The organism is Amycolatopsis sp. EV170708-02-1 (genome assembly GCF_022479115.1).
Classification (GTDB): domain Bacteria; phylum Actinomycetota; class Actinomycetes; order Mycobacteriales; family Pseudonocardiaceae; genus Amycolatopsis.
The window spans coordinates 3,619,398-3,639,185 of sequence record NZ_CP092497.1; the positions used below are offsets into that span (position 1 = coordinate 3,619,398).

The following is a 19,788-nucleotide window of genomic DNA, read 5'->3' on the forward strand; positions in this document are numbered from 1 at the left end:
CCGGCCGGTACACTCAGGCGGTCGTCCAGCGCCGGAGGTAGACCGTGCCCTATCCCACGGACCGTGAACGGGACCGCCCCTGGGTGATGCGGACCTACGCGGGTCACTCGTCCGCGGCCGCGTCCAACGAGCTGTACCGCCGCAATCTCGCGAAGGGGCAGACCGGCCTCTCGGTCGCCTTCGATCTGCCGACGCAGACCGGCTACGACCCGGATCACCAGCTGTCCAAGGGCGAGGTCGGCAAGGTCGGCGTCCCGGTGTCGCATATCGGCGACATGCGGCGCCTCTTCGACGGCATCCCGCTCGCCGAGGCCAACACGTCGATGACGATCAACGCGCCCGCGATGTGGCTGCTGGCGCTCTACGTCTCCGTGGCGCGTGAGCAGGCCGAAGCCGAGGGCCGCGACGTGGACGAGGTGCTGGCGAAGCTCACCGGCACCACGCAGAACGACATCATCAAGGAATACCTTTCCCGCGGCACCTACATCTTCCCGCCGGGCCCGAGTCTCCGCCTGATCACCGACATGATCGCGTGGACCGTGCACCACGTGCCGAAGTGGAACCCGATCAACATCTGCAGCTACCACCTGCAGGAAGCCGGCGCGACGCCGACGCAAGAGGTCGCGTACGCGTTGTGCACCGCCATCGCCGTCCTCGACGCGGTCCGCGATTCCGGCCAGGTCGAGCAGGCCGACATGGCCAAGGTCGTCGCGCGGATCTCGTTCTTCGTCAACGCCGGCGTGCGGTTCGTCGAAGAGATGTCGAAGATGCGCGCGTTCACCGCGCTCTGGGACGAGATCACCCGGGATCGTTACGGCGTCACGGATCCCAAGGCGCGGCGGCTGCGCTACGGCGTGCAGGTCAACTCGCTGGGCCTGACCGAGGCGCAGCCGGAGAACAACGTCCAGCGCATCGTGCTGGAGATGCTCGCGGTCTCGCTTTCCCGCGGCGCGAGGGCCCGCGCCATCCAGCTGCCCGCGTGGAACGAGGCGCTCGGCCTGCCCCGGCCGTGGGATCAGCAGTGGGCGCTGCGGATGCAGCAGGTGCTGGCGTTCGAGACCGACCTGCTGGAGTACGAGGACATCTTCGACGGCTCGCACGTCATCCAGGCCAAGGTCGACGAGATCATGACGGGCGCGCGCGAGGAGATCGCGCGGGTGCAGGATCTCGGTGGCGCGGTGGCGGCCGTCGAGAGCGGCTACATGAAGTCGCAGCTCGTCGCCTCGCTCGCCGAGTACCGGCGCGGCATGGAGAACGGCGAGCGGATCCTGGTCGGGGTCAACAAGTTCGAGACCACCGAGCCGTCCCCGCTGCAAGCCGAAGGCGCGAAGGCGATCGAGACGATCGACCCCGCCGTCGAGAAGCAGGCGGTGACCGCGATCGAGGAATGGCGGACGCACCGCGACGACACGGCCGTCGAGTCGGCGCTGGAGAAGCTGAAGGCCGTCGCGAAGACCTCGCAGAACCTGTTCGAAGCCACCATCGACTGTGCCCGCGCCGGGGTCACCACCGGTGAATGGTCGGGTGCGCTGCGCGAGGTGTTCGGCGAATACCGTGCTCCCACCGGGGTTTCCGCGTCGGCGGCCGCGGGCGAGGGCAACGAGGAGATCCGCCGCGTCCGTGACCGGATCAAAGCGACGAACACCGAGCTCGGCGAGCGGCTGCGGATCCTGGTCGGCAAACCCGGCCTCGACGGGCATTCCAACGGCGCCGAGCAGGTGGCCGTGCGGGCGCGTGACGTCGGCTTCGAGGTGGTGTACCAGGGCATCCGGCTCACACCGGAACAGATCGTCGCGGCCGCCGTCCAGGAGGGCGTGCACGTGGTCGGGCTTTCCGTGCTCTCGGGTTCGCATCTCGAGGTCGTGCCGCAGGTCGTGGACGGCCTGCGGGCCGCGGGCGCGGGCGACATCCCGGTCATCGTCGGCGGCATCATCCCGCCCGACGACGAGAAGCTCCTGCTGGAGCGGGGAATCGCGCGCGTGTTCACGCCGAAGGACTACGAACTCACCGACATCATGGACGGGATTGTCGGATTGGTACGCGAGCGCCACGGTCTGAGCACCTAAAGTCACCGTAAATCTCGGTCGCGTAACAGCGGGTGGTTCGCCACCCGCTCACACTGCTCACGCATGGGTACCCACCTACGTTTCGATTAAACCGATTAATCGAAAAGAGGTGCCGCGATGGTGCACGGCGAATGGTCGAGGCGGGAGTTCTTCCGACGGTCAGCGGTTCTGGGCGCGGTGACGATCGGCGGTCCGGTGCTGTTGTCCGCGTGCACGTCGACGTCCTCCGGAGACGCGCTGCAGGCCGCCAAGGACGCGAAGAAGATCAAGATCGGGATCGCGAACGAGGCGCCGTACGGTTTCACGGACCAGAGCGGCAAGGTCACCGGCGAGGCGCCCGAGGTCGCCCGCGCCGTCTTCAAGGCCATGGGCATCGACAACGTGGAAGCCGAAGCGGTCTCCTTCGACCAGCTGATCCCCGCGCTCAACGCCAGGAAGTACGACATCGTCGCGGCCGGGATGAACATCAAGAAGGAACGGTGCGACGCGGCGGCCTTCTCGATCCCCGACTACTCGGCGCTGACCGCTTTGCTGGTACCCAAGGGAAATCCGCAGCAGGTGCTGAAGTTCGAGGACATCGCGGCCAAGAAGGTCAAGGTCGCCGTGCTCTCGGCGGCCGTGGAGAAGGGGTACGCCACCGACTCCGGCGTCGCCGAGGACCAGATCGTCACTCTCGATTCCCAGGACAACATGCTCCGCGCGGTCACCGACGGCCGCGTCTACTGCGCCGCGCTCACCGACATCTCCCTCAAGGACGTCCTGGCGAAGAGCCCGGGTGCCGCGGCGGAGGTGACGCCGGGCTTCGACCCGATCAAGGACGGCAAGCCGGTCATCTCCGCCGGTGCGTTCGTCTTCCGCAAGGACGACAATCCGTTGCGTGAGGCCTTCAACGCCGAGCTCAAGAAGCTGCACGACAGCGGCGAATGGACCAAGATCGTGACGCCGTTCGGGTTCTCGGCGGACAACCTGCCGAAGGCCGACGTCACCACCGAGAAACTCTGCGCGGTGTAGGTGGGGCTGACGTCATGTCGTCGTCGGTATCGCATATCATCACGACCGTCCTCAGTGGACTGACCGCGACCGTCGCCGCCGCCGTCGGCGGGATCGCGCTCACCGTGGTGCTCTCCCTGATCGCCGGGCTCGCGCTGGGCTCTCCATCCCGGACGGTGCGGGGAATTTCCCGTGTCTACGTCGAGATCTTCCGTGGCACCTCGGAAGTCGTGCAGCTGTTCTGGCTGTACTTCGTGCTTCCGGTGCTGGTCGGTTTCCAGCTGGTGCCGATGTTCGCCGGGATCCTGGTGCTGGGCCTCAACCACGGGGCATACGGCGCGGAAATCGTCCGCGGCGCGGTGAACTCGGTCCCCCGCGCGCAGTTCGAAGGCGCCGTCGCGCTCAACCTGACACCCGCCCAGCGGATGCGGCGGGTGATCCTGCCGCAGGCGTTCGCGGAAATGCTGCCACCGTTCAACAATCTCTTCATCCAGTTGCTGAAGAGCACCGCGCTGCTGTCGTTCATCGCTGTCCCGGAGATGGCGCGTCAAGGTGAACTGCTGCGGCCGGTGTTCGGCGCCGAGCTGGGCTGGATCTACGGCACCGAACTGGTGCTCTACCTCCTGCTGGCGTTGCTGATCACCAGCGGGATGCGGCTGCTGGAACGGATCGCCGCGCGGCGCCTCGGCCGGGCCCCGGCCAAGATGACGGCCACCGCGGGAGGTGTGTGATGGACTGGAGCTGGGAATCCGCCGCGAAATCGGTTCCCCTTCTGCTGGAAGGGCTTCTCGTCACCGTCGAGATCACCCTGCTGGCCTCGGTGGTCGCGTACGCGCTCGGCCTGGTGTTCGCGCTGATCCGCCGGACGGGGATTCCCGTGCTGTCCCAAGCGGTCCTGCTGTTCATCGAGTTCGTCCGCAGTACGCCCTTGCTGATCCAGGTGTTCGTGCTCTACTACGTGATCCAGCCGGTGGGCGGGATGACGTTGTCCCCGTTCACCACCGGTGTCATCGCGCTCGGCGTGCACTACGCGACGTACGCCGCCGAGGTCTACCGTGCCGGGATCGAAGCGGTCCCGAAAGGACAGTGGGAGGCCACGACCGCGCTGAACCTGCCGAGGTCGCGGGTGTGGACCGCGGTGGTCCTGCCGCAGGCGGTGCCGCGGGTGCTGCCCGCGCTCGGCAACTACACGATCTCGATGTTCAAGGAAACCCCGCTGCTGCTGGCGATCGGCGTCGTCGACGTCCTGGCGAGGGCGAAGGAGGTCGGCGCCGACACGTTCCGCGTCACCGAGCCGTACACCCTGGCCGGGGTGCTGTTCCTGCTGGTGAGCCTGCCGGCTTCGATTCTGGTGAGAAGGTTGGAGCGACGTGCCGCCCACAGTTGATTCCCCGATGATCCGGTTCTCGCAGGTGGTCAAGTCCTACGGCGACCACGTGGTGTTGCGGGACCTCGATTTCACCGTCGCGCCAGGGGAGTTCGTCTCGCTGATCGGGCCGAGCGGGTCCGGGAAGACGACGATCCTGCGGCTGTTGATGACGCTGGAGAAGGTCGACGGCGGCACCATCGAGGTCTGTGGTGACTACCTGAGCCATATGAAGCGCGGCGAGAAGCTGGTGCCCGCGGACGAGAAGTACCTGCGGGAGGCGCGCAAGCGGATCGGGATGGTGTTCCAGCAGTTCAACCTGTTCCCGAACATGAACGTGTTGCGCAACATCACCGAGGCGCCGATCCATTCGCTCGGTGTCCCCCGGGACGAGGCCGAGGCGCGGGCCGTCGAACTGCTGGAGATGGTGGGGCTCACGGACAAGAAGGACGAGCACCCCACCCGGCTTTCCGGCGGTCAGCAGCAGCGCGTCGCGATCGCCCGCGCGCTCGCGATGCGGCCGGACGTGCTGCTGCTGGACGAGGTGACTTCGGCGCTCGACCCGGAACTCGTGGCCGACGTCCTGCGCGTGCTGCGCGAGATCGCGACGTCCACCGACATCACGATCCTCTGTGTCACGCACGAAATGCAGTTCGCGCGGGACGTTTCGGACCGGGTGATGATGTTCGACCAGGGGCAGGTGCTGGAGGACGCCACGCCGGACAAGCTGTTCAACGATCCGGACCACGACCGGACGCGGCGGTTCCTCAAAGCGGTGATCGACCGCGCCTGAGGGTGCCGGGTCTCGTGAGTGGCAAGGACGGTTCTAACCGTCCTTGCCACTCACGAGACCCACGGCTCTCCGCCGGCCTCAGAACCCGCTGAGGATCTCGTTCGTCGAGGTGACCGTGGCGAATCCGCCCCCGTGCAGGTTCGTCGCGGTCGCCCGGTACAGCTCGTCCGCGGTCAGGACGCCGCCGTCCGGCCCGGCGAGGTCGAAGGTGAAGGTGGCGTCGAGCGCGAACGTCACGTCGTAGCCGAGGTTCCCGCCGACGCGCGCGGTGGTCTCGCAGCAGAAGTTCGTCTGGATGCCGGCGAGCACGAACGAGGTGATGCCGCGCGTCTTCAGCCAGCCGTCGAGATCGATGTCGCCGTGGAAGGCCGAGTTGACCTTCTTGCCGAACACCAGATCCGCGCGCACGCCGTCGAGTTCCGGCTTGAAGTGGTTGCCCTCCTGCCCCGGCCGCAGCGACGAGCCGGGTTTCACGGAGTCGTGGTGCACCAGCACGATCGGCAGCCCGCGGTCTTGCCAGGCGTCGACGAGCGCCTTGATGTTGGCCTCCGCGCCGGGGTTGTTGCGCGGGCCCCAGACGGGCTTGTCGAAGCCGCGCTGGACGTCGATCACGATCAAGGCCTTGGTCTCAGTGGTCATGGCTTCGAGTTTCGTCCCTCGCGTGGCAGCCGAGGGAGTGGCAGAAGACGCGCGATGCGGTACTTTTCTGCCATGCGAACCGTGGGTGTGCTCCTCCTGCCGGGCAGCCGGTCCTTCGACCTCGGCGTGATCGGCGAGGTCTGGGGCGTGGACCGGACCGACAGCGGCATCGGCCCCTTCGAGGTCCGGCTCTGCGCGCCCGGCCGCGGCCGGGTCGCCATCCACCCGTTCGGCCAGGTCGAGGCGACGCATGGCCTGAGTGGGCTGGTGGGATGCGATCTCGTCCTCGTGCCCGGCCGGGTCGATCCGCACGCCGAGGTGCCCGCGGCCGCCGTCGCCGCGCTGCGCAAGGCGCACCGGGCCGGGATCACCGTGGCGTCGCTGTGCTCCGGCGCCTTCACCCTCGCGGCGGCCGGGCTGCTCGACGGCCGGTCCGTCACCACGCACTGGCGGCTGCTGGACGACCTCGAAACCGCCGCTCGCGACGCGATCGTCCAGCGGGACGTCCTGTTCGCCGACGAGGGTGATGTCCTGACCTCCGCCGGTGTGGTCGGCGGGCTCGATCTCTGCCTGCACCTGGTGCGCCGAGACCACGGCGCGGAGGTCGCCGCCGCGCTCGCCCGGCGGCTCGTGATGCCGCCCGCGCGGGAAGGCGGCCAGCGGCAGTACGTCGACAATCCGTTGCCGCCCAAGCCGTCGCGGCCGAGTGTTTCGTCCACAATGGACTGGGCGCTGGCGCGGATCGCCGACGACATCGGCGTCGACGACCTCGTCGGTCACGCCGGGCTCAGCGAGCGGACGTTCCATCGCGAGTTCGCGGCGGCCACCGGTGTCACGCCGGGGCGCTGGCTGCGCGCGCAGCGGGTGCGGCTCGCGCGGCGGCTGCTGGAGACCACCGAGCTCCCGGTCGAGCGGGTCGCGCAGCGGTCCGGCCTCGGCACCGCCGCCAACCTGCGGCGAAGGCTCCGGGCCGACGTCGGTGTCGGGCCCGATTCGTATCGCCGGACGTTCCGGTCGGTTACCGTCGAAGCATGGCCGAGTACGAACACATCCTCGTGAAGCGGGACGGCGACACCGTCACGATCACCATGAACCGCGCCGCCCGGCGGAACTCGCTGTCCGCCGACCACCTCGGCGAGCTGCTCGCGGCGTTCCGCGAGGCAGGGGACACGGACGCCACCGGGATCGTCCTGGCGGGCGCCGGGCCGGTGTTCTCGGCGGGACACGACTTCGGCGACGTCGCCGCCCGCGACCTGATGGGCGTGCGCGAGCTGCTGCGGCTGTGCACCGATCTGATGGGCACGATGCAGTCCGTGCCGCAGGTCGTCGTCGCGCGGGTGCACGGGCTCGCGACCGCGGCGGGCTGCCAGCTGGTGGCGTCGTGCGACCTCGCCGTCGCCGCGGAATCCGCCGGGTTCGCCCTGCCGGGCGGCAAGGGCGGCTGGTTCTGCCACACGCCTGCGGTGCCGGTGGCCCGCGCGATCGGGCGGAAACGGCTGATGGAGCTGGCGCTCACCGGCGACGTCGTCGACGCCGCGACCGCGCTGGACTGGGGCCTGGTGAACCGCGTGGTCCCGGACGACGAGCTGGACGAGGCCGTCGCTTCGCTGCTGGGGCGTGCGACGCGCGGCGGCCGGGCGAGCAAGGCGATGGGCAAGCAGACCCTCTACGCGCAGCTGGACCGGCCCGAGGCCGACGCCTACGCGCTGGCGCTGGAGGTGATGGCTTCGGCCTCGCAGCTGCCCGGCGCCCGTGAGGGGATGGCGGCGTTCCTGGAGAAGCGCTCCCCGGTCTGGCCGGACTGAGCGGCCGTCACAGCACGCGCTCGCGCACGAGCAGGAGCGTGTAGGCGGCCAGGGTCTGCGCGTCGGTGATGTCCCCCGTGGCGATCATCTTCTCGAACTCGTCGAGGTCGAACCACGCCGTCCGCATGTCCTGCTCTTCGATCTCGCGCTGGGCTTCGCTCTGCGTGAGATCGGTGGCCAGGAACACGCGCCCGCGCTGGCTCGACATCCCGGCGGCGACGTCCGTCACGCCGAGCTCGGCCATCGAACCCGCGACCAGCCCGGTCTCCTCGCGCAGCTCGCGGGCGGCGAGTTCGAGCGGCGGGACGTCGGCCAGCTCGGGAGCGGTGCCCATGGGGAACTCCCAGCGCCGCAGCCCGAGCGGGTAGCGGAACTGCTCGACCAGGTGAAACCTGGCCCCGTCGAAGGGGATCACGACGGCGCAGGTGGGTTTGTCGACGACCGCGTAGATCCCTTCGGAACCATCGAGCCGCCGGACGTCGTCCTCGCGCACGGTCATCCAGTTGTTCCGGTACACCTCACGCGAGCTGACACGCTGAACGGGGTCCATGCGCACAGTATCGCCGTGCTTGTCCTACCCTCGCGGGGTGCGCCTTGTGATCGCTCGCTGCCAGGTCGACTACGCCGGCCGTCTGACCGCCCACCTGCCGATGGCCACCCGGCTGCTGCTCGTGAAGGCCGACGGCTCGGTGTCCGTGCACTCGGACGACCGTGCCTACAAGCCGTTGAACTGGATGAGCCCGCCGTGCTGGCTGATCGAGGACGGCAAGCTGTGGATCGTCGAGAACAAGCAGGGGGAGAAGCTCGTCATCACGATCGACGAGATCTTCCACGACCACGCCCAGGAACTCGGCGCGGAACCGGGCCTGCAGAAGGACGGCGTCGAGGCGCACCTGCAGGAACTGCTCGCCGAGCACATCAAGACCCTCGGCGACGGCTACACCCTGGTGCGGCGGGAGTTCCCGACCGCGATCGGCCCGGTCGACATCATGGCCCGCGACGCAGACGGGGCCAGCGTCGCCGTCGAGATCAAGCGGCGCGGCGAGATCGACGGCGTCGAGCAGCTGACGCGGTACCTCGAACTGCTCAACCGCGACCCGCTGCTGGCGCCGGTGCAGGGCGTGTTCGCGGCGCAGGTCATCAAGCCGCAGGCGCGGGTGCTGGCCGAGGACCGGGGGATCCGGTGCCTCACGCTGGACTACGACGCGCTGCGCGGCATCGAGTCGGACGAGTTCCGCCTGTTCTGAGGCTTCCCTCTCTCGCGTTTAGTCCTCTGGATGCGGTAGTTGCGCGCGCAACTACCGCATCCAGAGGACTAAACGCGGCAGGGTTCGGGCGCTGAACAGCCGATATCAAATCGAGTCCTCGGTTGTTGTATCTGCATTCTTTCTCGCGCCACAGAATGCCCGAAAGGGCGGCGGGAAATTAACGAACTCGCGTTCTTTCGCAAAAGAACCAGCTACTTCCGGGCCATTCGGGTGAACGCCGGATTCCCCGGTCTCGCGCTGTGTCACACTCGATTTCCGCGAGGGGTACCGCCGACATACGGCGGTCGCGGGTGCAGAGGTGAAGTGCCATGGCTGATTCTCCGAAGTATGTCGATCTGGTGCTGGAAGGCGGCGGTGTCAAAGGCATCGGGCTGCTGGGCGCCGTGCTGGAGTTGCACGAAGCAGGCTATTCGTTTCCCCGGATCGCCGGGACGAGCGCCGGGGCGATCGTGGCGACGCTGGTCGCCGCCTATCAGAAGGCGGGGAAGGATCTCGGCGGTCTGGAAGCGGTGATGAACGACCTGGACTGCCGCCGTTTCCAGGATCAGTCCCTGCTCGACAAGGTCGCCGGCCCGCTCGGTGACGGCGTGGATCTGCTCCTGCACGACGGGATGCACTCCGGCGACTATCTCGCGGAATGGCTCACGCCGTTGCTCGAAGAGGTCGGCGTGCGCACTTTCGCCGATCTCGCCATCGACGATCCGGAAAGCACTTTGCTTCCGTACCAACGGTATTCCCTCGTCGTCCACGTCAGTGATCTGACGCGCCGCGTGCTCGTCCGGCTGCCTTGGGACTATTCCCAGTACGGCCGGGATCCCGGTGCGGAGAAGATCGTCGACGCGGTCCGCGCGTCCATGTCGATCCCGCTGTACTTCCGGCCGGTGCAGTTCGACGTCCGCCCCGAGGGCACCGTCACCTGGGTCGACGGCGGGCTGCTGTCGAACTTCCCGATCACCGTCTTCGACCGGACCGACACGAAGAAGCCGCGGTGGCCGACCTGGGGCGTCAAGCTTTCCGGGGAACCGGTGGGCGGCAAGGACAAACCGGTGAAGAGCGCGTTGCGGATCGCCATCGGTTCGCTCGAAACCCTGCTGTCGGACTGGAACCGTTACCGGCTGCACGAGGAGGGTGTGAACCGGCGGACGGTGTACGTCGACACGACCGGGGTTTCCGCCGTCGACTTCGGGCTCGGCGAAGAGGAGAAGAAGCGCCTCTTCGAAAGCGGGCGGGAGGCCGCGCGGCGGTTTCTGGAAAAGATTGTGCCGCAGTGAACTCGCCGGCGGTATTCCGGTGGGATGAGGGATAGGAGGATCCCATGCGTTATCGCCCGATCGGCAGTGACCCGGCGGACGGCCGCCTCGGCCGGTTCGTCCCGGACGACTGGCGCCACGTCGAGCGCTATCCGCTGACCGCGCTGGCCACCGAGGACCGGCCCACCCGGTCGCCGGTCGTCATCGGTGTCAACTGGTACAAGGAATTCGACGTACCGGAGAAGGACGAGAAGTCCGGCGAGTTCTTCGTCGCGAAGGGCGGCGCGAAATCGCTCACCAGGATCCGCGGCGGGCACTGCGTCTGCCTCGAACCCGGCGAGTCGACGGACGGCGAAACCCAGTACGCCTTCTACGACCAGGGCAAGGAAGGCGCCTGCGTCGGCTTCGGCTGGTCGCGCTGCATGACGATGTTCAACGGCGACCTGTACGCCGCGCGGTGGCTGTGGGACCAGTCGAAGCTGCGTGACGAATGGGACGAGACCAACCCCGGTGACAACAACGGCACGTCCGTCCGCGCGGCGGCCGAGGTCCTGCTCGAACTGGGCCACGTCCCGTGGTCGGAGACCTACGCCGACGACGACCACGTCGAGCGGGCCGCCTACACGCCCGATGCCAAGAACGGCCTCCAGGCCTATCGCTGGGCGACGTCGGTCGACGAGGTGCACGAGGTACTCGGCAACCCGCGTGCCGACGAACTCGGCGCCGTGCCGTTCCTCAACTCGTGGGGTTCGGGCTACCCGCACCGCACGTACATGCCGGACGACGTCCTCGCCCGGTTGATCAAGGAGGACGGCGAAGTGGGCCTGCCCACGGACCGGTAAACCCCCACCGGTCACGGGAGAGGGCCGTTCCGGCGACGGAGCGGCCCTTTTCCGCGATCATGACGGAGTGCCACGAGAACCGCTGTCGAGAACATGGCCGCTCGCGCCGTCCGGCGCCACCGACTGGCTGCGCGAGTTGTGCGGCGACGGCCTGACCGGGTTCATGCCGCCACCGATGCCGGACGCGGTGTGGGTGCTCAACGCGATGTACGAGCACGAGCAGGGGCCGTCCGAAACGTCGTACCACGAGCATCGCCAGGCTCTGGTGGCCGAAGGGAGCGTCGAGCCGCACATCATCGGAGACCTCGACCTCGACCTCGACGCCGTGGGCGTGACCACCGGAGGGGGAATCGGCCGCGCCGGGCATCCCGGTCCCGGATGGCGGCGGCTGCGCTGGGCGGAACTCGCCCGCCGCACCGGCGATCCGGTGGTCCCGTCGGGGGTACTGCCGTGCTTCCGATGCTTCCCCTCGGTCAGGAAGGACGGCAGCTGGCCGCTCGGGATCATCCCGCCGACCGAGGGGAGCCTGGACCGCGAGACCTGGACGAGGCTAGTCGCCGTGCTAGCCGAATTCAGTCCGGCGGGTCCGGATACTCCCTGCTTCGCCTACTACAACCCGCTGACCCTGGGCGCCGAGGACTTCGACAACCTCCACGTGCGCGCTGGGCGCCTGGGTGACGCCGGGTTCCTGTACGACCATTCCGAGGCGGACTTCAGCCCGTCCAATCTGTGGGCCGAAGATCGGTCCTGGTGCCTGTGCACCGACTACGACCTGTGGGCCACCAAGGTCGCCGGTCCGCGATCCCTGATCGAAGCGTTGCTGAGCGACCTCGAAATCGAAGCGATACGGCTACCGCGGTCGTCTTGAAGCGCCGCCGACCGGACAGGAATTGTCAAGAATCGCCCTGAAACAGACACGTCAGGTCAGTCGTCGCCCACCCGCACTGCCGTTCCTGAATCCATGCAGTATGGTCCGCGATTGACGCGATACCGGCGTTTCTCGTGGACATTTTCACTATGGAGGTGAGTCGGTTGCACGTGCTGGCCGATGCGAACCTGCGGCTCGACGCAAGTCCGATCGACTACGTCCTGCTCGCCTTCTATTTCGCGCTGGTGCTCGGCATCGGGTACATGGCGCGGAGGTCGGTCTCGAGCAGCCTCGACTTCTTCCTCTCGGGCCGGTCGCTGCCCGCCTGGGTCACCGGTCTCGCCTTCATTTCGGCGAACCTCGGCGCGGTCGAGATCATGGGCATGTCGGCCAACGGCGTGCTCTACGGCCTGCCGACCGTGCACTACTTCTGGATCGGCGCGATCCCGGCGATGCTGTTCCTCGGCATCGTGATGATGCCGTTCTATTACGGCTCGAAGGTCCGCAGTGTCCCGGAGTTCATGCTCCGCCGGTTCGGCAAACCCGCCCACCTGGTCAACGGCATCAGCTTCGCGAGCGCGCAGATCCTCATCGCGGGCGCGAACCTGTTCCTGCTCGCCAGCGTGGTGAACCTCCTGCTCGGCTGGCCGCTGTGGGTTTCGATCATCGTCGCGGCCGCGGTCGTGCTCTCCTACACCGCGCTCGGCGGCCTTTCCGCCGCGATCTACAACGAGGTCCTGCAGTTCTTCGTGATCGTCGCGGCCCTGCTGCCGCTGACCATCGTCGGCCTGGTGAAGGTCGGCGGCTGGCAGGGCCTGGTCGACAAGGTCACCGCGAGCCCCGGCGGCGAAGCGCAGCTGCACTCGTGGCCGGGTGACAACCTCACCGGCTTCGGCAACAGCTTCCTGTCGATCCTCGGCCTCGTCTTCGGTCTCGGTTTCGTGCTGTCCTTCGGCTACTGGACCACGAACTTCGTCGAGGTCCAGCGCGCGATGGCGTCGAAGAGCATGTCGGCCGCGCGCCGCACGCCGATCATCGGCGCCTTCCCGAAGATGCTGGTCCCGTTCATCGTGATCATCCCCGGCATGATCGCCGCGGTCACCGTTTCCGAGTACGTCCAGGACAAGCAGGTCCTGCTCGACGGCGGCGAAGCGCCGAGCGGCGTGACCGCGAACAACGCCATCCTGCTGCTGATGCGCGACCTGCTGCCCAACGGCATGCTCGGCGTCGCGCTGGCCGGTCTGCTCGCCTCGTTCATGGCCGGGATGGCCGCGAACCTGAGCTCGTTCAACACCGTGTTCACCTACGACATCTGGCAGTCGTACGTGAAGAAGAACGAGTCGGACGGCTACTACCTCCGGCTCGGCCGCCTCGTCACCGCCATCGGCACCGTGCTGGCGATCGGCACCGCGTTCATCGCGTCGAACTCCGGGAACATCCTGACCTACCTGCAGGACCTGTTCTCCTTCTTCAACGCGCCGCTGTTCGCCACCTTCATCCTCGGCATGTTCTGGAAGCGGATGACGCCGACGGCGGGCTGGGTCGGCCTGGTGTCCGGTACCGCCTCCGCGATCACCGTGTGGCTGCTGTCGCAGGCCGGGGTCCTTGGGCTCACCGGGCAGGGCATCAGCTTCGTGGCCGCCGGTACGGCGTTCGTCGTCGACATCGCGGTCAGTGTCGGGGTCTCGCTCGCCACCGCGCCGAAGCCGGAGGCCCAGCTGGTCGGCCTCGTCTACTCCCTCACCCCGAAGGAGTCGCTGAAGCACGACGAGACCGGCGACGACGCGGGCTGGTACCGCAAGCCGGGCCTGCTCGCGGGCATCGTGCTGATCCTGACCATCGTGCTCAACATCATCTTCTAGGAGGCCGGAGATGGCTGCTTCGCAAGCTCCCAAGAAGGCCGGCGTTTTCGACATCCGGCTGATCATCGCGCTGCTCATCGGCGGTTACGGGCTGGTGCTCACGATCATGGGCATCGGCTTCACCACCGAGGAGGAGCTGGCCAAGGCCGCCGACGTCAACATCAACCTGTGGGCGGGCATCGGCATGCTGGTGTTCGCGGCGCTGTTCGTGCTGTGGGCGAAGCTGCGGCCCATCGTGGTGCCGCCGAGCACCGAGGGCGAGGGCGGCGAATAGCCGGGTTGTCCGGACAGCGGCGAAGGGCTCCGGCTACCGTGCATCTCGTGCTGCTCAACGCTCGACGTCGCCGGATCGCGTCCGTGCTGGCCCTGGTCGCCGCACTGGGCGTGCTCTCGGCCTGCGGTCAGAACCTCGGCAAGTCCAACTTCGCCCGCACCACCGTCGCCGCCGAACCCGGCTCCGGTTCCGGCTCGGTGCCCGACGGGGACATCAACGATCCGGCGGTCACCCCCGCGGTGCTGCGCACGATCGACCCGTGCGGGCTGGTGAGCAAGGAAGTGATGAGCGGCCTCGGCACGCCGGAGGAGCCGACGGCGAATCTCAGCTCGTTCGGCACCTGCCGGGCGAAGGCCGTGGACGCCGGCGGCAAGGCGCTCACGGTCAGGGTCGAGATCGGCGCGTCGACCTACTCCTCGATCAACGGCGTCACCGTTTCGGCGGTCGACGGGCTGCCGCAGATCGAGCGGAAGGACAAGGACGGGAAGAGCTGCGACGTCGGCATCATGACCCTGCGCAAGCCCGAGCGCGGGATCAGCTTCTCGGTCACCTACGACGGCGGCGACGCGTGCGCGACAGGCCGTGCGGTGGCCGCGAAGGCCGTGAAGAGCCTGCACGCGTCACCGGCGAAGTACCAGGCGGGCGCGGGCACGCTCACCGGGGTCGATCCGTGCACCGCCGCCGACAGCGCCGTCCTCAACGAGGTGGTGCCGCACGGCGCGACCACGCTGACCTCCTTCCACTCCTGCGACTGGACGCCGGGCTCCAACCCGAGGATCTCGATCGGCTTCCGCCGCGGCCTTCCGCCGGAGGAACGCGACGGGAACAAGAAGGTCGACCTCGACGGCGTCAGCGCGTACCAGAAGATCGGCAGCGGCAGCGACGCCGAGTGCAAGATCGAGTGGCAGCACAAGCCGTGGGCCGACGACGAGGTCGAGATCGCCAGCGTGATCTACAAGAACTACGACGAGAAGTCCGACGAAGCGGCGTCGTGCGGCAAGGCCGTGAAGATCGCCAAATCGGTGATCTCCAAGCTGCCGAAGCCCTGACGCTGGCGGCATCCGGCCGGGAGAGGTAGGAAGGGGACACCCCACCCGCCGACGTGCCGGAGGCCACCCTTGAAGAAGATCATCAACGACCCGAAGACGGTGGTCGCGGAATCGTTGCGCGGACTCGCCGCGGCGCACGCGGACGTCCTGCGCGTGGAGGACGACCCGGCGATCGTGGTGCGCGTGGACGCGCCACTGGACGGCAAGGTCGCGGTGATCTCCGGCGGCGGCTCGGGGCACGAACCACTGCACGGCGGCTTCGTCGGGCAGGGCATGCTCGCCGCCGCCGTCCCGGGCGCGGTGTTCACCTCGCCGACGCCGGACGCCGTGGAAGCCGCGGTCAAGGCCACCACCGGGGACGCGGGCGCGCTGCTGATCGTGAAGAACTACACCGGCGACGTGCTCAACTTCGAGACCGCCGGGGAACTCGCCGCCGCCGAAGGGCTGGACGTGCGCAGCGTGGTCATCGACGACGACGTCGCGGTCAAGGACTCCACCTACACCGCGGGCCGTCGCGGTGTCGGCGGCACGGTGCTGCTGGAGAAGATCACCGGTGCCGCCGCCGAACGGGGCGACACGCTCGACGCGGTGGAGGCTTTGGCGCGCAAGGTGATCGGTCAGGTGCGGTCGATCGGTGTCGCGCTCACCGCGCCGACCGTGCCGCACGCGGGCGAGCCGAGTTTCGACCTCGCCGACGACGAGATCGAGTTCGGCATCGGCATCCACGGCGAGCCCGGTATCGAGCGGACCGCCGTGGTGACGGCCGACGAACTCGTCGCGCGCATGGTCGAAGCGGTGGTCACGGACCTGCCCTTCGCCGAGGGCGACAAGGTCCTGCTGTTCACGAACTCGATGGGCGGGACCCCGCTGGTCGAGCTGTACCTGGCCCACGGGATCGCCGAGCGGCTGCTGGCCGAGCGTGGGATCGTGGTCGAACGGCGGCTGGTGGGGCCGTACATCACCAGCCTCGAGATGCAGGGGATGAGCCTGACGTTGCTGAAACTGGACGACGAGCTGACCGAGTTGTGGGACGCGCCGGTGAACACCCCGGCCCTGAGGTGGGGAGTCTGATGGCCTGCACCGCCGAGACGCTCGCCGCCGCCTTGCGGGCGGCGGCCGCCGTGATCGCCGAGCACCGTGCCGAACTGGTCGACCTCGACCGCGCGATCGGCGACGCCGACCACGGCGAGAACATGGACCGGGGCTTCACCGCCATCGTGTCCGCTTTGGACTCCGCCACGCCCGAGACTCCCGCCGCGGTCGCGAAGCTCGCCGCCACGACGCTGATCTCGAAGGTCGGCGGCGCGGCGGGCCCGTTGTACGGCACGGCTTTCCTGCGCGCGTCGGTGAAACTGGGCGACGCGGCCGAAGTGGACGGCGCGCTGCTGGTCGAGGCCCTGCGCGCGGCGCTCGAAGGAGTGCAGGCACGCGGCAAGGCCGTCGGGGGAGACGCGACCATGGTCGACGCCCTGATCCCCGCGGTCTCCGCCGCCGAGGAGGCCGCGGGCTCCGGCGTCGCGGAGATTCTGACGGCGGCGGCGGACGCGGCGGACAAGGGTGCCGAGTCCACTGTGGACCTCGTGCCGCGCAAGGGACGGGCGTCGTACCTGGGCGAGCGGGCCAAGGGACATATGGATCCCGGCGCCCGTTCGACGGCGCTGCTGCTGCGCGCTTTCGCGGAGGCCGCCAAGTGAGCGTCGGAATCGTGCTCGTCTCCCACAGCGCCAAACTCGCCGAAGGGCTCGCGGAACTCGCCGCGCAGATGGCGCCGGACGTCACCATCGCGGCGGCGGGCGGCCTGGCCGACGGCGGGATCGGAACGGATTACGACGAGGTCGTCGCCGCGACGCAGCGCGCCGATTCGGGATCGGGTGTCGTCCTGCTGTACGACCTCGGCAGCGCGCAGATGACCGCGGAACTGGCGGTCGAATCGCTCGCCGACCCGTCGGCCGCGGTCGTCGTGGACGCGCCGCTGGTCGAGGGCTCGATCGCCGCCGCCGTCGCGGCGCAGGGCGGGGCGGACCGCAAGGCCGTCGCCGAAGCGGCCGCGTCGGCGGGCGCGCCCCCGGACCTGACGTTCGACGGAGGCGCGCAGGACGGCGAGAGCAGTGTCGAACTCACGCTGCGGAACGACGTCGGGCTGCACGCGCGGCCCGCCGCTGTCCTGGTCCGCAGCATCGCGGGGCTGGACGCGCAGGTCACCGTGCGGCTGGGCGACGAGACCGCGGACGCCAACAGCGTGCTCGCGCTGATGGCGCTCGGCGCGCGCCAGGGCGACCGGATCGAGGTCCGCGCGAAGGGCGCGCAGGCCGACGAAGCGCTCACCAAGATCAAGGACCTGGTGGACCAGAACTTCGGCGAGTGAGCTGAAGGACGCTTTCCCCTCATCTCGCGCGGTGAAGGGCGCTTTCCCTGCGTCACATGCGGAGAAAGCGTCCTTCAGCTCTCTTACGCGAGTGACACTTACTCGATTCGGAGGGTGACAGCCGCTGCTTTCCGCGCCCCGGCATGGCACGATCGGAGAAACTACCAGCGAGTAACCTCCGGAGGCCGGTTGTGGCGCGGGAAATCTCGAGTGTGGGAGTCATCGGTCTCGGCACCATGGGTGCCGGGATCGCCGAGGTGCTCGCGCGGAGCGGCGTGTCGGTGGTCGCGGTGGAGATCGACGACGACGGCGTCCACCGCGGCCGGGGTCATCTGGAGCATTCGACCGAACGGGCGGTGTCCGGCGGCAAGCTCGACGCCGACGGCCGGAGCGCTCTCCTGGACCGGATCCGGTACACCACGTCGTTGGCGGAATTGTCCGATGTGGACCTGGTGATCGAGGCGATCCCGGAGAACCTCGAAGCGAAATCCGACGTGTTCGCGCAGCTGGACAAGATCACCGGCCCGGACACGATCTTCGTCTCGAACACCTCCTCGCTGTCGATCACCGAGATCGGCGTGCACACCGCGCGGCCGGGCAAGGTCGTCGGGATGCACTTCTTCAACCCGGCGCCGATCCTCAAGCTGGTCGAGGTCGTCCGCACCGTCGTCACCGAACCCGACGTGGTCACCGACGTGGTCGCGTTCGCCGAACGGCTCGGCAAGACCCCGGTGGTGATCGGCGACCGCGCCGGGTTCATCGCCAACGCCCTGCTCTTCGGGTATCTCAACCACGCCGTGCGGATGTACGAGCAGCGCTACGCCACCCGCGAGGATCTCGACGCGGCGATGCGGTTCGGCTGTGGATATCCCATGGGGCCCTTGGCTTTGCTCGACCTCATCGGGCTGGACACCGCGTACGAGATCCTCGACACGATGTACCACCAGTCGCGCAACCGCCTGCACGCGCCGGCCCCGCTGCTGAAGCAGATGATCACCGCCGGGCTGCTCGGCCGGAAGACAGGTCAGGGTTTCTACACCTACGACGAGCCCGATTCACCGACGGTGACCGACGCGGTCACAGTGTCCAATTCGGACACCGCGGCGGCTCGCGAGGTGCGCAAGGTCGGCGTCGTCGGGACCGGGACCATGGCGACGGGCATCGTCGAGGTGTTCGCGAAACGCGGCTACGAGGTCATCCTGCGGGCCCGGAGCGCGGAAAAGGCCGCGGCATCGGTCGCGCGGGTGAAGAAGTCGCTGGACAAGGCCGTCGTCAAGGGCAGGCTGTCCGAGGAGGACGCCGCCGCCGCGCTCGGCCGGATCTCGCCGGCGGTGGAGTTCGAGGAACTGGCCGACGTCGACCTCGTCGTCGAGGCGGTGGCCGAAGACCTGGCCGTGAAGCAGGCCGTCTTCGCCGCGCTCGACGACGTCGTGAAGCCGGGCGCGGTCCTGGCGACGACCACGTCCTCGCTGCCGGTCATCGAATGCGCGGCCGCCACCTCGCGGCCTTCCGACGTGGTCGGCGTGCACTTCTTCAACCCGGCGCCGGTGATGAAACTCGTCGAGGTCGTCTCCACCATCGCGACCGCTCCCGACGTGATCGCGACCGTCGACGCCGTCTGCGCGGCCGTGGGCAAGCACCCCGTGCACTGTGGGGACCGGGCCGGGTTCATCGTGAACGCGCTGCTGTTCCCGTACCTGAACGACGCGGTGAAGATGCTCGAGGCGCACTACGCGGAGGCCGACGACATCGACACCGCGATGAAGGTCGGCTGCGGGCTGCCGATGGGTCCCTTCGAACTGCTCGACGTCGTCGGGCTGGACGTTTCGCTGGCGATCCAGCGGACGCTGTACAACGAATTCCGGGAAGAGGGCTTCGCGCCCGCGCCGCTGCTGGAGCACCTGGTGACCGCCGGACGGCTGGGCCGGAAGACGGGGAAGGGTTTCAAGGACTACTCGGCGCGGTAACTTGGGTGCCATGCCGGTTTCCTCGGGGGTCAGGAAACGGATCAAGGAACTCCTCGATCCGGACGACGAGATCCACTATGTGTTCCCGGCGGACGTCTTCGGCAGCACCAACCCCAGTGTGTTCTTCGCGGTGACCCGCGCGACGATCACGATCCTGACCACCGGGTACCTGAGCCGGAAGATGCCGAAACGCGTCGTCGCGACGACGACGCGAAACCATCGGATCGGGCCGGTCGACACCTCGACCGTCCCGTGGTTCAAGTTCAACGGCGTCGACTACGAGATCGACGACGAGTACATCGCCGTCGTGCACGCCGCCGACGCGGAGATCATGCGGGACGGGGCAAAGCCTGAAGATCCGCTGCCGGACCTCTAAGCTCCCGG

At 68.3% G+C, this 19,788-nt stretch carries 21 protein-coding genes; 19 read left to right on the plus strand and 2 right to left on the minus strand.

Annotated features, from left to right (window positions below):
- The first annotated feature begins 44 nt into the window (after positions 1–44).
- The 5 genes from MJQ72_RS16915 to ehuA all read left to right on the plus strand — a co-directional run bounded on the left by MJQ72_RS16915 (position 45) and on the right by ehuA (position 5,215).
- Positions 45–2,066 carry a protein meaA gene (locus MJQ72_RS16915; RefSeq protein ID WP_396426949.1) on the plus strand — a complete coding sequence of 674 codons (2,022 nt, stop codon included), beginning with the start codon at positions 45–47 and terminating at the stop codon, positions 2,064–2,066.
- A gap of 117 nt (positions 2,067–2,183) precedes the next feature.
- On the plus strand, positions 2,184–3,077 hold the full coding sequence (gene ehuB, locus MJQ72_RS16920) for an ectoine/hydroxyectoine ABC transporter substrate-binding protein EhuB (RefSeq protein WP_240600089.1): 894 nt from the start codon (positions 2,184–2,186) through the stop codon (positions 3,075–3,077).
- Between the two features lie 14 nt (positions 3,078–3,091).
- Positions 3,092–3,787: an ectoine/hydroxyectoine ABC transporter permease subunit EhuC gene (gene ehuC, locus MJQ72_RS16925; protein ID WP_240600092.1), complete on the plus strand. Its 696-nt coding sequence runs from the start codon at positions 3,092–3,094 to the stop codon at positions 3,785–3,787.
- Positions 3,787–4,443 carry an ectoine/hydroxyectoine ABC transporter permease subunit EhuD gene (gene ehuD / locus MJQ72_RS16930; protein WP_016336837.1) on the plus strand — a complete coding sequence of 219 codons (657 nt, stop codon included), beginning with the start codon at positions 3,787–3,789 and terminating at the stop codon, positions 4,441–4,443. Before ehuC ends, ehuD begins: the two co-directional genes overlap by 1 nt.
- Positions 4,444–4,450: 7 nt before the next feature.
- Positions 4,451–5,215, plus strand: coding sequence for an ectoine/hydroxyectoine ABC transporter ATP-binding protein EhuA (gene ehuA / locus MJQ72_RS16935; RefSeq protein ID WP_240601348.1), 765 nt, complete (start codon positions 4,451–4,453; stop codon positions 5,213–5,215).
- A gap of 78 nt (positions 5,216–5,293) precedes the next feature.
- Here ehuA and MJQ72_RS16940 read toward each other — a convergent pair whose 3' ends face one another.
- A complete protein-coding gene (locus MJQ72_RS16940; RefSeq protein ID WP_240600094.1) occupies positions 5,294–5,854 on the minus strand; it encodes a cysteine hydrolase family protein in 561 nt (186 codons plus the stop codon).
- A 72-nt stretch (positions 5,855–5,926) separates the two neighbouring features.
- On the opposite strand from MJQ72_RS16940, the gene MJQ72_RS16945 reads away from it, so the two are divergent.
- Both MJQ72_RS16945 and MJQ72_RS16950 read left to right on the plus strand, forming a co-directional pair.
- Entirely contained in the window at positions 5,927–6,913 is a 987-nt protein-coding gene (locus tag MJQ72_RS16945) for a GlxA family transcriptional regulator (RefSeq protein WP_240600096.1), read from the plus strand.
- On the plus strand, positions 6,886–7,659 hold the full coding sequence (locus MJQ72_RS16950) for an enoyl-CoA hydratase-related protein (protein WP_240600098.1): 774 nt from the start codon (positions 6,886–6,888) through the stop codon (positions 7,657–7,659). Before MJQ72_RS16945 ends, MJQ72_RS16950 begins: the two co-directional genes overlap by 28 nt.
- A 7-nt stretch (positions 7,660–7,666) precedes the next feature.
- Here the strand turns inward: MJQ72_RS16950 and MJQ72_RS16955 are convergent, their stop codons facing one another.
- Positions 7,667–8,209: an NUDIX hydrolase gene (locus tag MJQ72_RS16955; RefSeq protein WP_240600100.1), complete on the minus strand. Its 543-nt coding sequence runs from the start codon at positions 8,207–8,209 to the stop codon at positions 7,667–7,669.
- Between the two features lie 37 nt (positions 8,210–8,246).
- Here MJQ72_RS16955 and nucS point away from each other — a divergent pair, with 37 nt between their 5' ends.
- The 12 genes from nucS (at position 8,247) to MJQ72_RS17015 (ending at position 19,780) form a co-directional block, all read left to right on the plus strand.
- The gene (gene nucS / locus MJQ72_RS16960) at positions 8,247–8,906 is read left to right on the plus strand and encodes an endonuclease NucS (RefSeq protein ID WP_037341446.1); all 660 of its coding nucleotides are present in this window, start codon (positions 8,247–8,249) and stop codon (positions 8,904–8,906) included.
- Between the two features lie 329 nt (positions 8,907–9,235).
- Positions 9,236–10,198 carry a patatin-like phospholipase family protein gene (locus MJQ72_RS16965; RefSeq protein ID WP_240600102.1) on the plus strand — a complete coding sequence of 321 codons (963 nt, stop codon included), beginning with the start codon at positions 9,236–9,238 and terminating at the stop codon, positions 10,196–10,198.
- 44 nt (positions 10,199–10,242) lie between these two features.
- A complete protein-coding gene (locus MJQ72_RS16970) occupies positions 10,243–11,019 on the plus strand; it encodes a hypothetical protein (protein ID WP_240600104.1) in 777 nt (258 codons plus the stop codon).
- A gap of 67 nt (positions 11,020–11,086) precedes the next feature.
- Positions 11,087–11,887 carry a hypothetical protein gene (locus MJQ72_RS16975; protein WP_240600105.1) on the plus strand — a complete coding sequence of 267 codons (801 nt, stop codon included), beginning with the start codon at positions 11,087–11,089 and terminating at the stop codon, positions 11,885–11,887.
- A 164-nt stretch (positions 11,888–12,051) separates the two neighbouring features.
- Positions 12,052–13,749, plus strand: a complete 1,698-nt coding sequence (locus MJQ72_RS16980; RefSeq protein WP_240601349.1) for a sodium:solute symporter family protein — start codon at positions 12,052–12,054, stop codon at positions 13,747–13,749.
- 10 nt (positions 13,750–13,759) lie between these two features.
- Positions 13,760–14,023 (plus strand): hypothetical protein, encoded by a 264-nt coding sequence (locus MJQ72_RS16985; protein ID WP_240600107.1) that lies wholly within the window; start codon positions 13,760–13,762, stop codon positions 14,021–14,023.
- Between the two features lie 47 nt (positions 14,024–14,070).
- On the plus strand, positions 14,071–15,072 hold the full coding sequence (locus tag MJQ72_RS16990) for a DUF3558 domain-containing protein (protein WP_240600109.1): 1,002 nt from the start codon (positions 14,071–14,073) through the stop codon (positions 15,070–15,072).
- A gap of 69 nt (positions 15,073–15,141) precedes the next feature.
- Positions 15,142–16,143, plus strand: a complete 1,002-nt coding sequence (gene dhaK, locus MJQ72_RS16995) for a dihydroxyacetone kinase subunit DhaK (RefSeq protein WP_240600112.1) — start codon at positions 15,142–15,144, stop codon at positions 16,141–16,143.
- Complete coding sequence (gene dhaL / locus MJQ72_RS17000; protein ID WP_240600115.1) at positions 16,143–16,766, plus strand: dihydroxyacetone kinase subunit DhaL; 624 nt, start codon at positions 16,143–16,145, stop codon at positions 16,764–16,766. Before dhaK ends, dhaL begins: the two co-directional genes overlap by 1 nt.
- A complete protein-coding gene (gene dhaM / locus MJQ72_RS17005; RefSeq protein WP_240600118.1) occupies positions 16,763–17,437 on the plus strand; it encodes a dihydroxyacetone kinase phosphoryl donor subunit DhaM in 675 nt (224 codons plus the stop codon). Before dhaL ends, dhaM begins: the two co-directional genes overlap by 4 nt.
- Before the next feature lie 191 nt (positions 17,438–17,628).
- A complete protein-coding gene (locus tag MJQ72_RS17010; RefSeq protein WP_240600122.1) occupies positions 17,629–19,404 on the plus strand; it encodes a 3-hydroxyacyl-CoA dehydrogenase family protein in 1,776 nt (591 codons plus the stop codon).
- Positions 19,405–19,414: 10 nt separating this feature from the next.
- A complete protein-coding gene (locus MJQ72_RS17015; protein ID WP_240600125.1) occupies positions 19,415–19,780 on the plus strand; it encodes a hypothetical protein in 366 nt (121 codons plus the stop codon).
- Positions 19,781–19,788: the final 8 nt, after the last annotated feature.

Excerpts from the sequence above, each read along its gene's own strand:
- ehuB (WP_240600089.1), top strand. The coding sequence starts at position 2,184 with ATGGTGCACGGCGAATGGTCGAGGCGGGAGTTCTTCCGACGGTCAGCG.
- ehuC (WP_240600092.1), top strand. The coding sequence starts at position 3,092 with ATGTCGTCGTCGGTATCGCATATCATCACGACCGTCCTCAGTGGACTG.
- ehuD (WP_016336837.1), top strand. The coding sequence starts at position 3,787 with ATGGACTGGAGCTGGGAATCCGCCGCGAAATCGGTTCCCCTTCTGCTG.
- ehuA (WP_240601348.1), top strand. The coding sequence starts at position 4,451 with ATGATCCGGTTCTCGCAGGTGGTCAAGTCCTACGGCGACCACGTGGTG.
- MJQ72_RS16940 (WP_240600094.1), bottom strand. The coding sequence starts at position 5,854 with ATGACCACTGAGACCAAGGCCTTGATCGTGATCGACGTCCAGCGCGGC.
- MJQ72_RS16945 (WP_240600096.1), top strand. The coding sequence starts at position 5,927 with ATGCGAACCGTGGGTGTGCTCCTCCTGCCGGGCAGCCGGTCCTTCGAC.
- MJQ72_RS16950 (WP_240600098.1), top strand. The coding sequence starts at position 6,886 with ATGGCCGAGTACGAACACATCCTCGTGAAGCGGGACGGCGACACCGTC.
- MJQ72_RS16955 (WP_240600100.1), bottom strand. The coding sequence starts at position 8,209 with ATGGACCCCGTTCAGCGTGTCAGCTCGCGTGAGGTGTACCGGAACAAC.
- MJQ72_RS16965 (WP_240600102.1), top strand. The coding sequence starts at position 9,236 with ATGGCTGATTCTCCGAAGTATGTCGATCTGGTGCTGGAAGGCGGCGGT.
- MJQ72_RS16970 (WP_240600104.1), top strand. The coding sequence starts at position 10,243 with ATGCGTTATCGCCCGATCGGCAGTGACCCGGCGGACGGCCGCCTCGGC.
- MJQ72_RS16985 (WP_240600107.1), top strand. The coding sequence starts at position 13,760 with ATGGCTGCTTCGCAAGCTCCCAAGAAGGCCGGCGTTTTCGACATCCGG.
- dhaL (WP_240600115.1), top strand. The coding sequence starts at position 16,143 with ATGGCCTGCACCGCCGAGACGCTCGCCGCCGCCTTGCGGGCGGCGGCC.
- MJQ72_RS17015 (WP_240600125.1), top strand. The coding sequence starts at position 19,415 with ATGCCGGTTTCCTCGGGGGTCAGGAAACGGATCAAGGAACTCCTCGAT.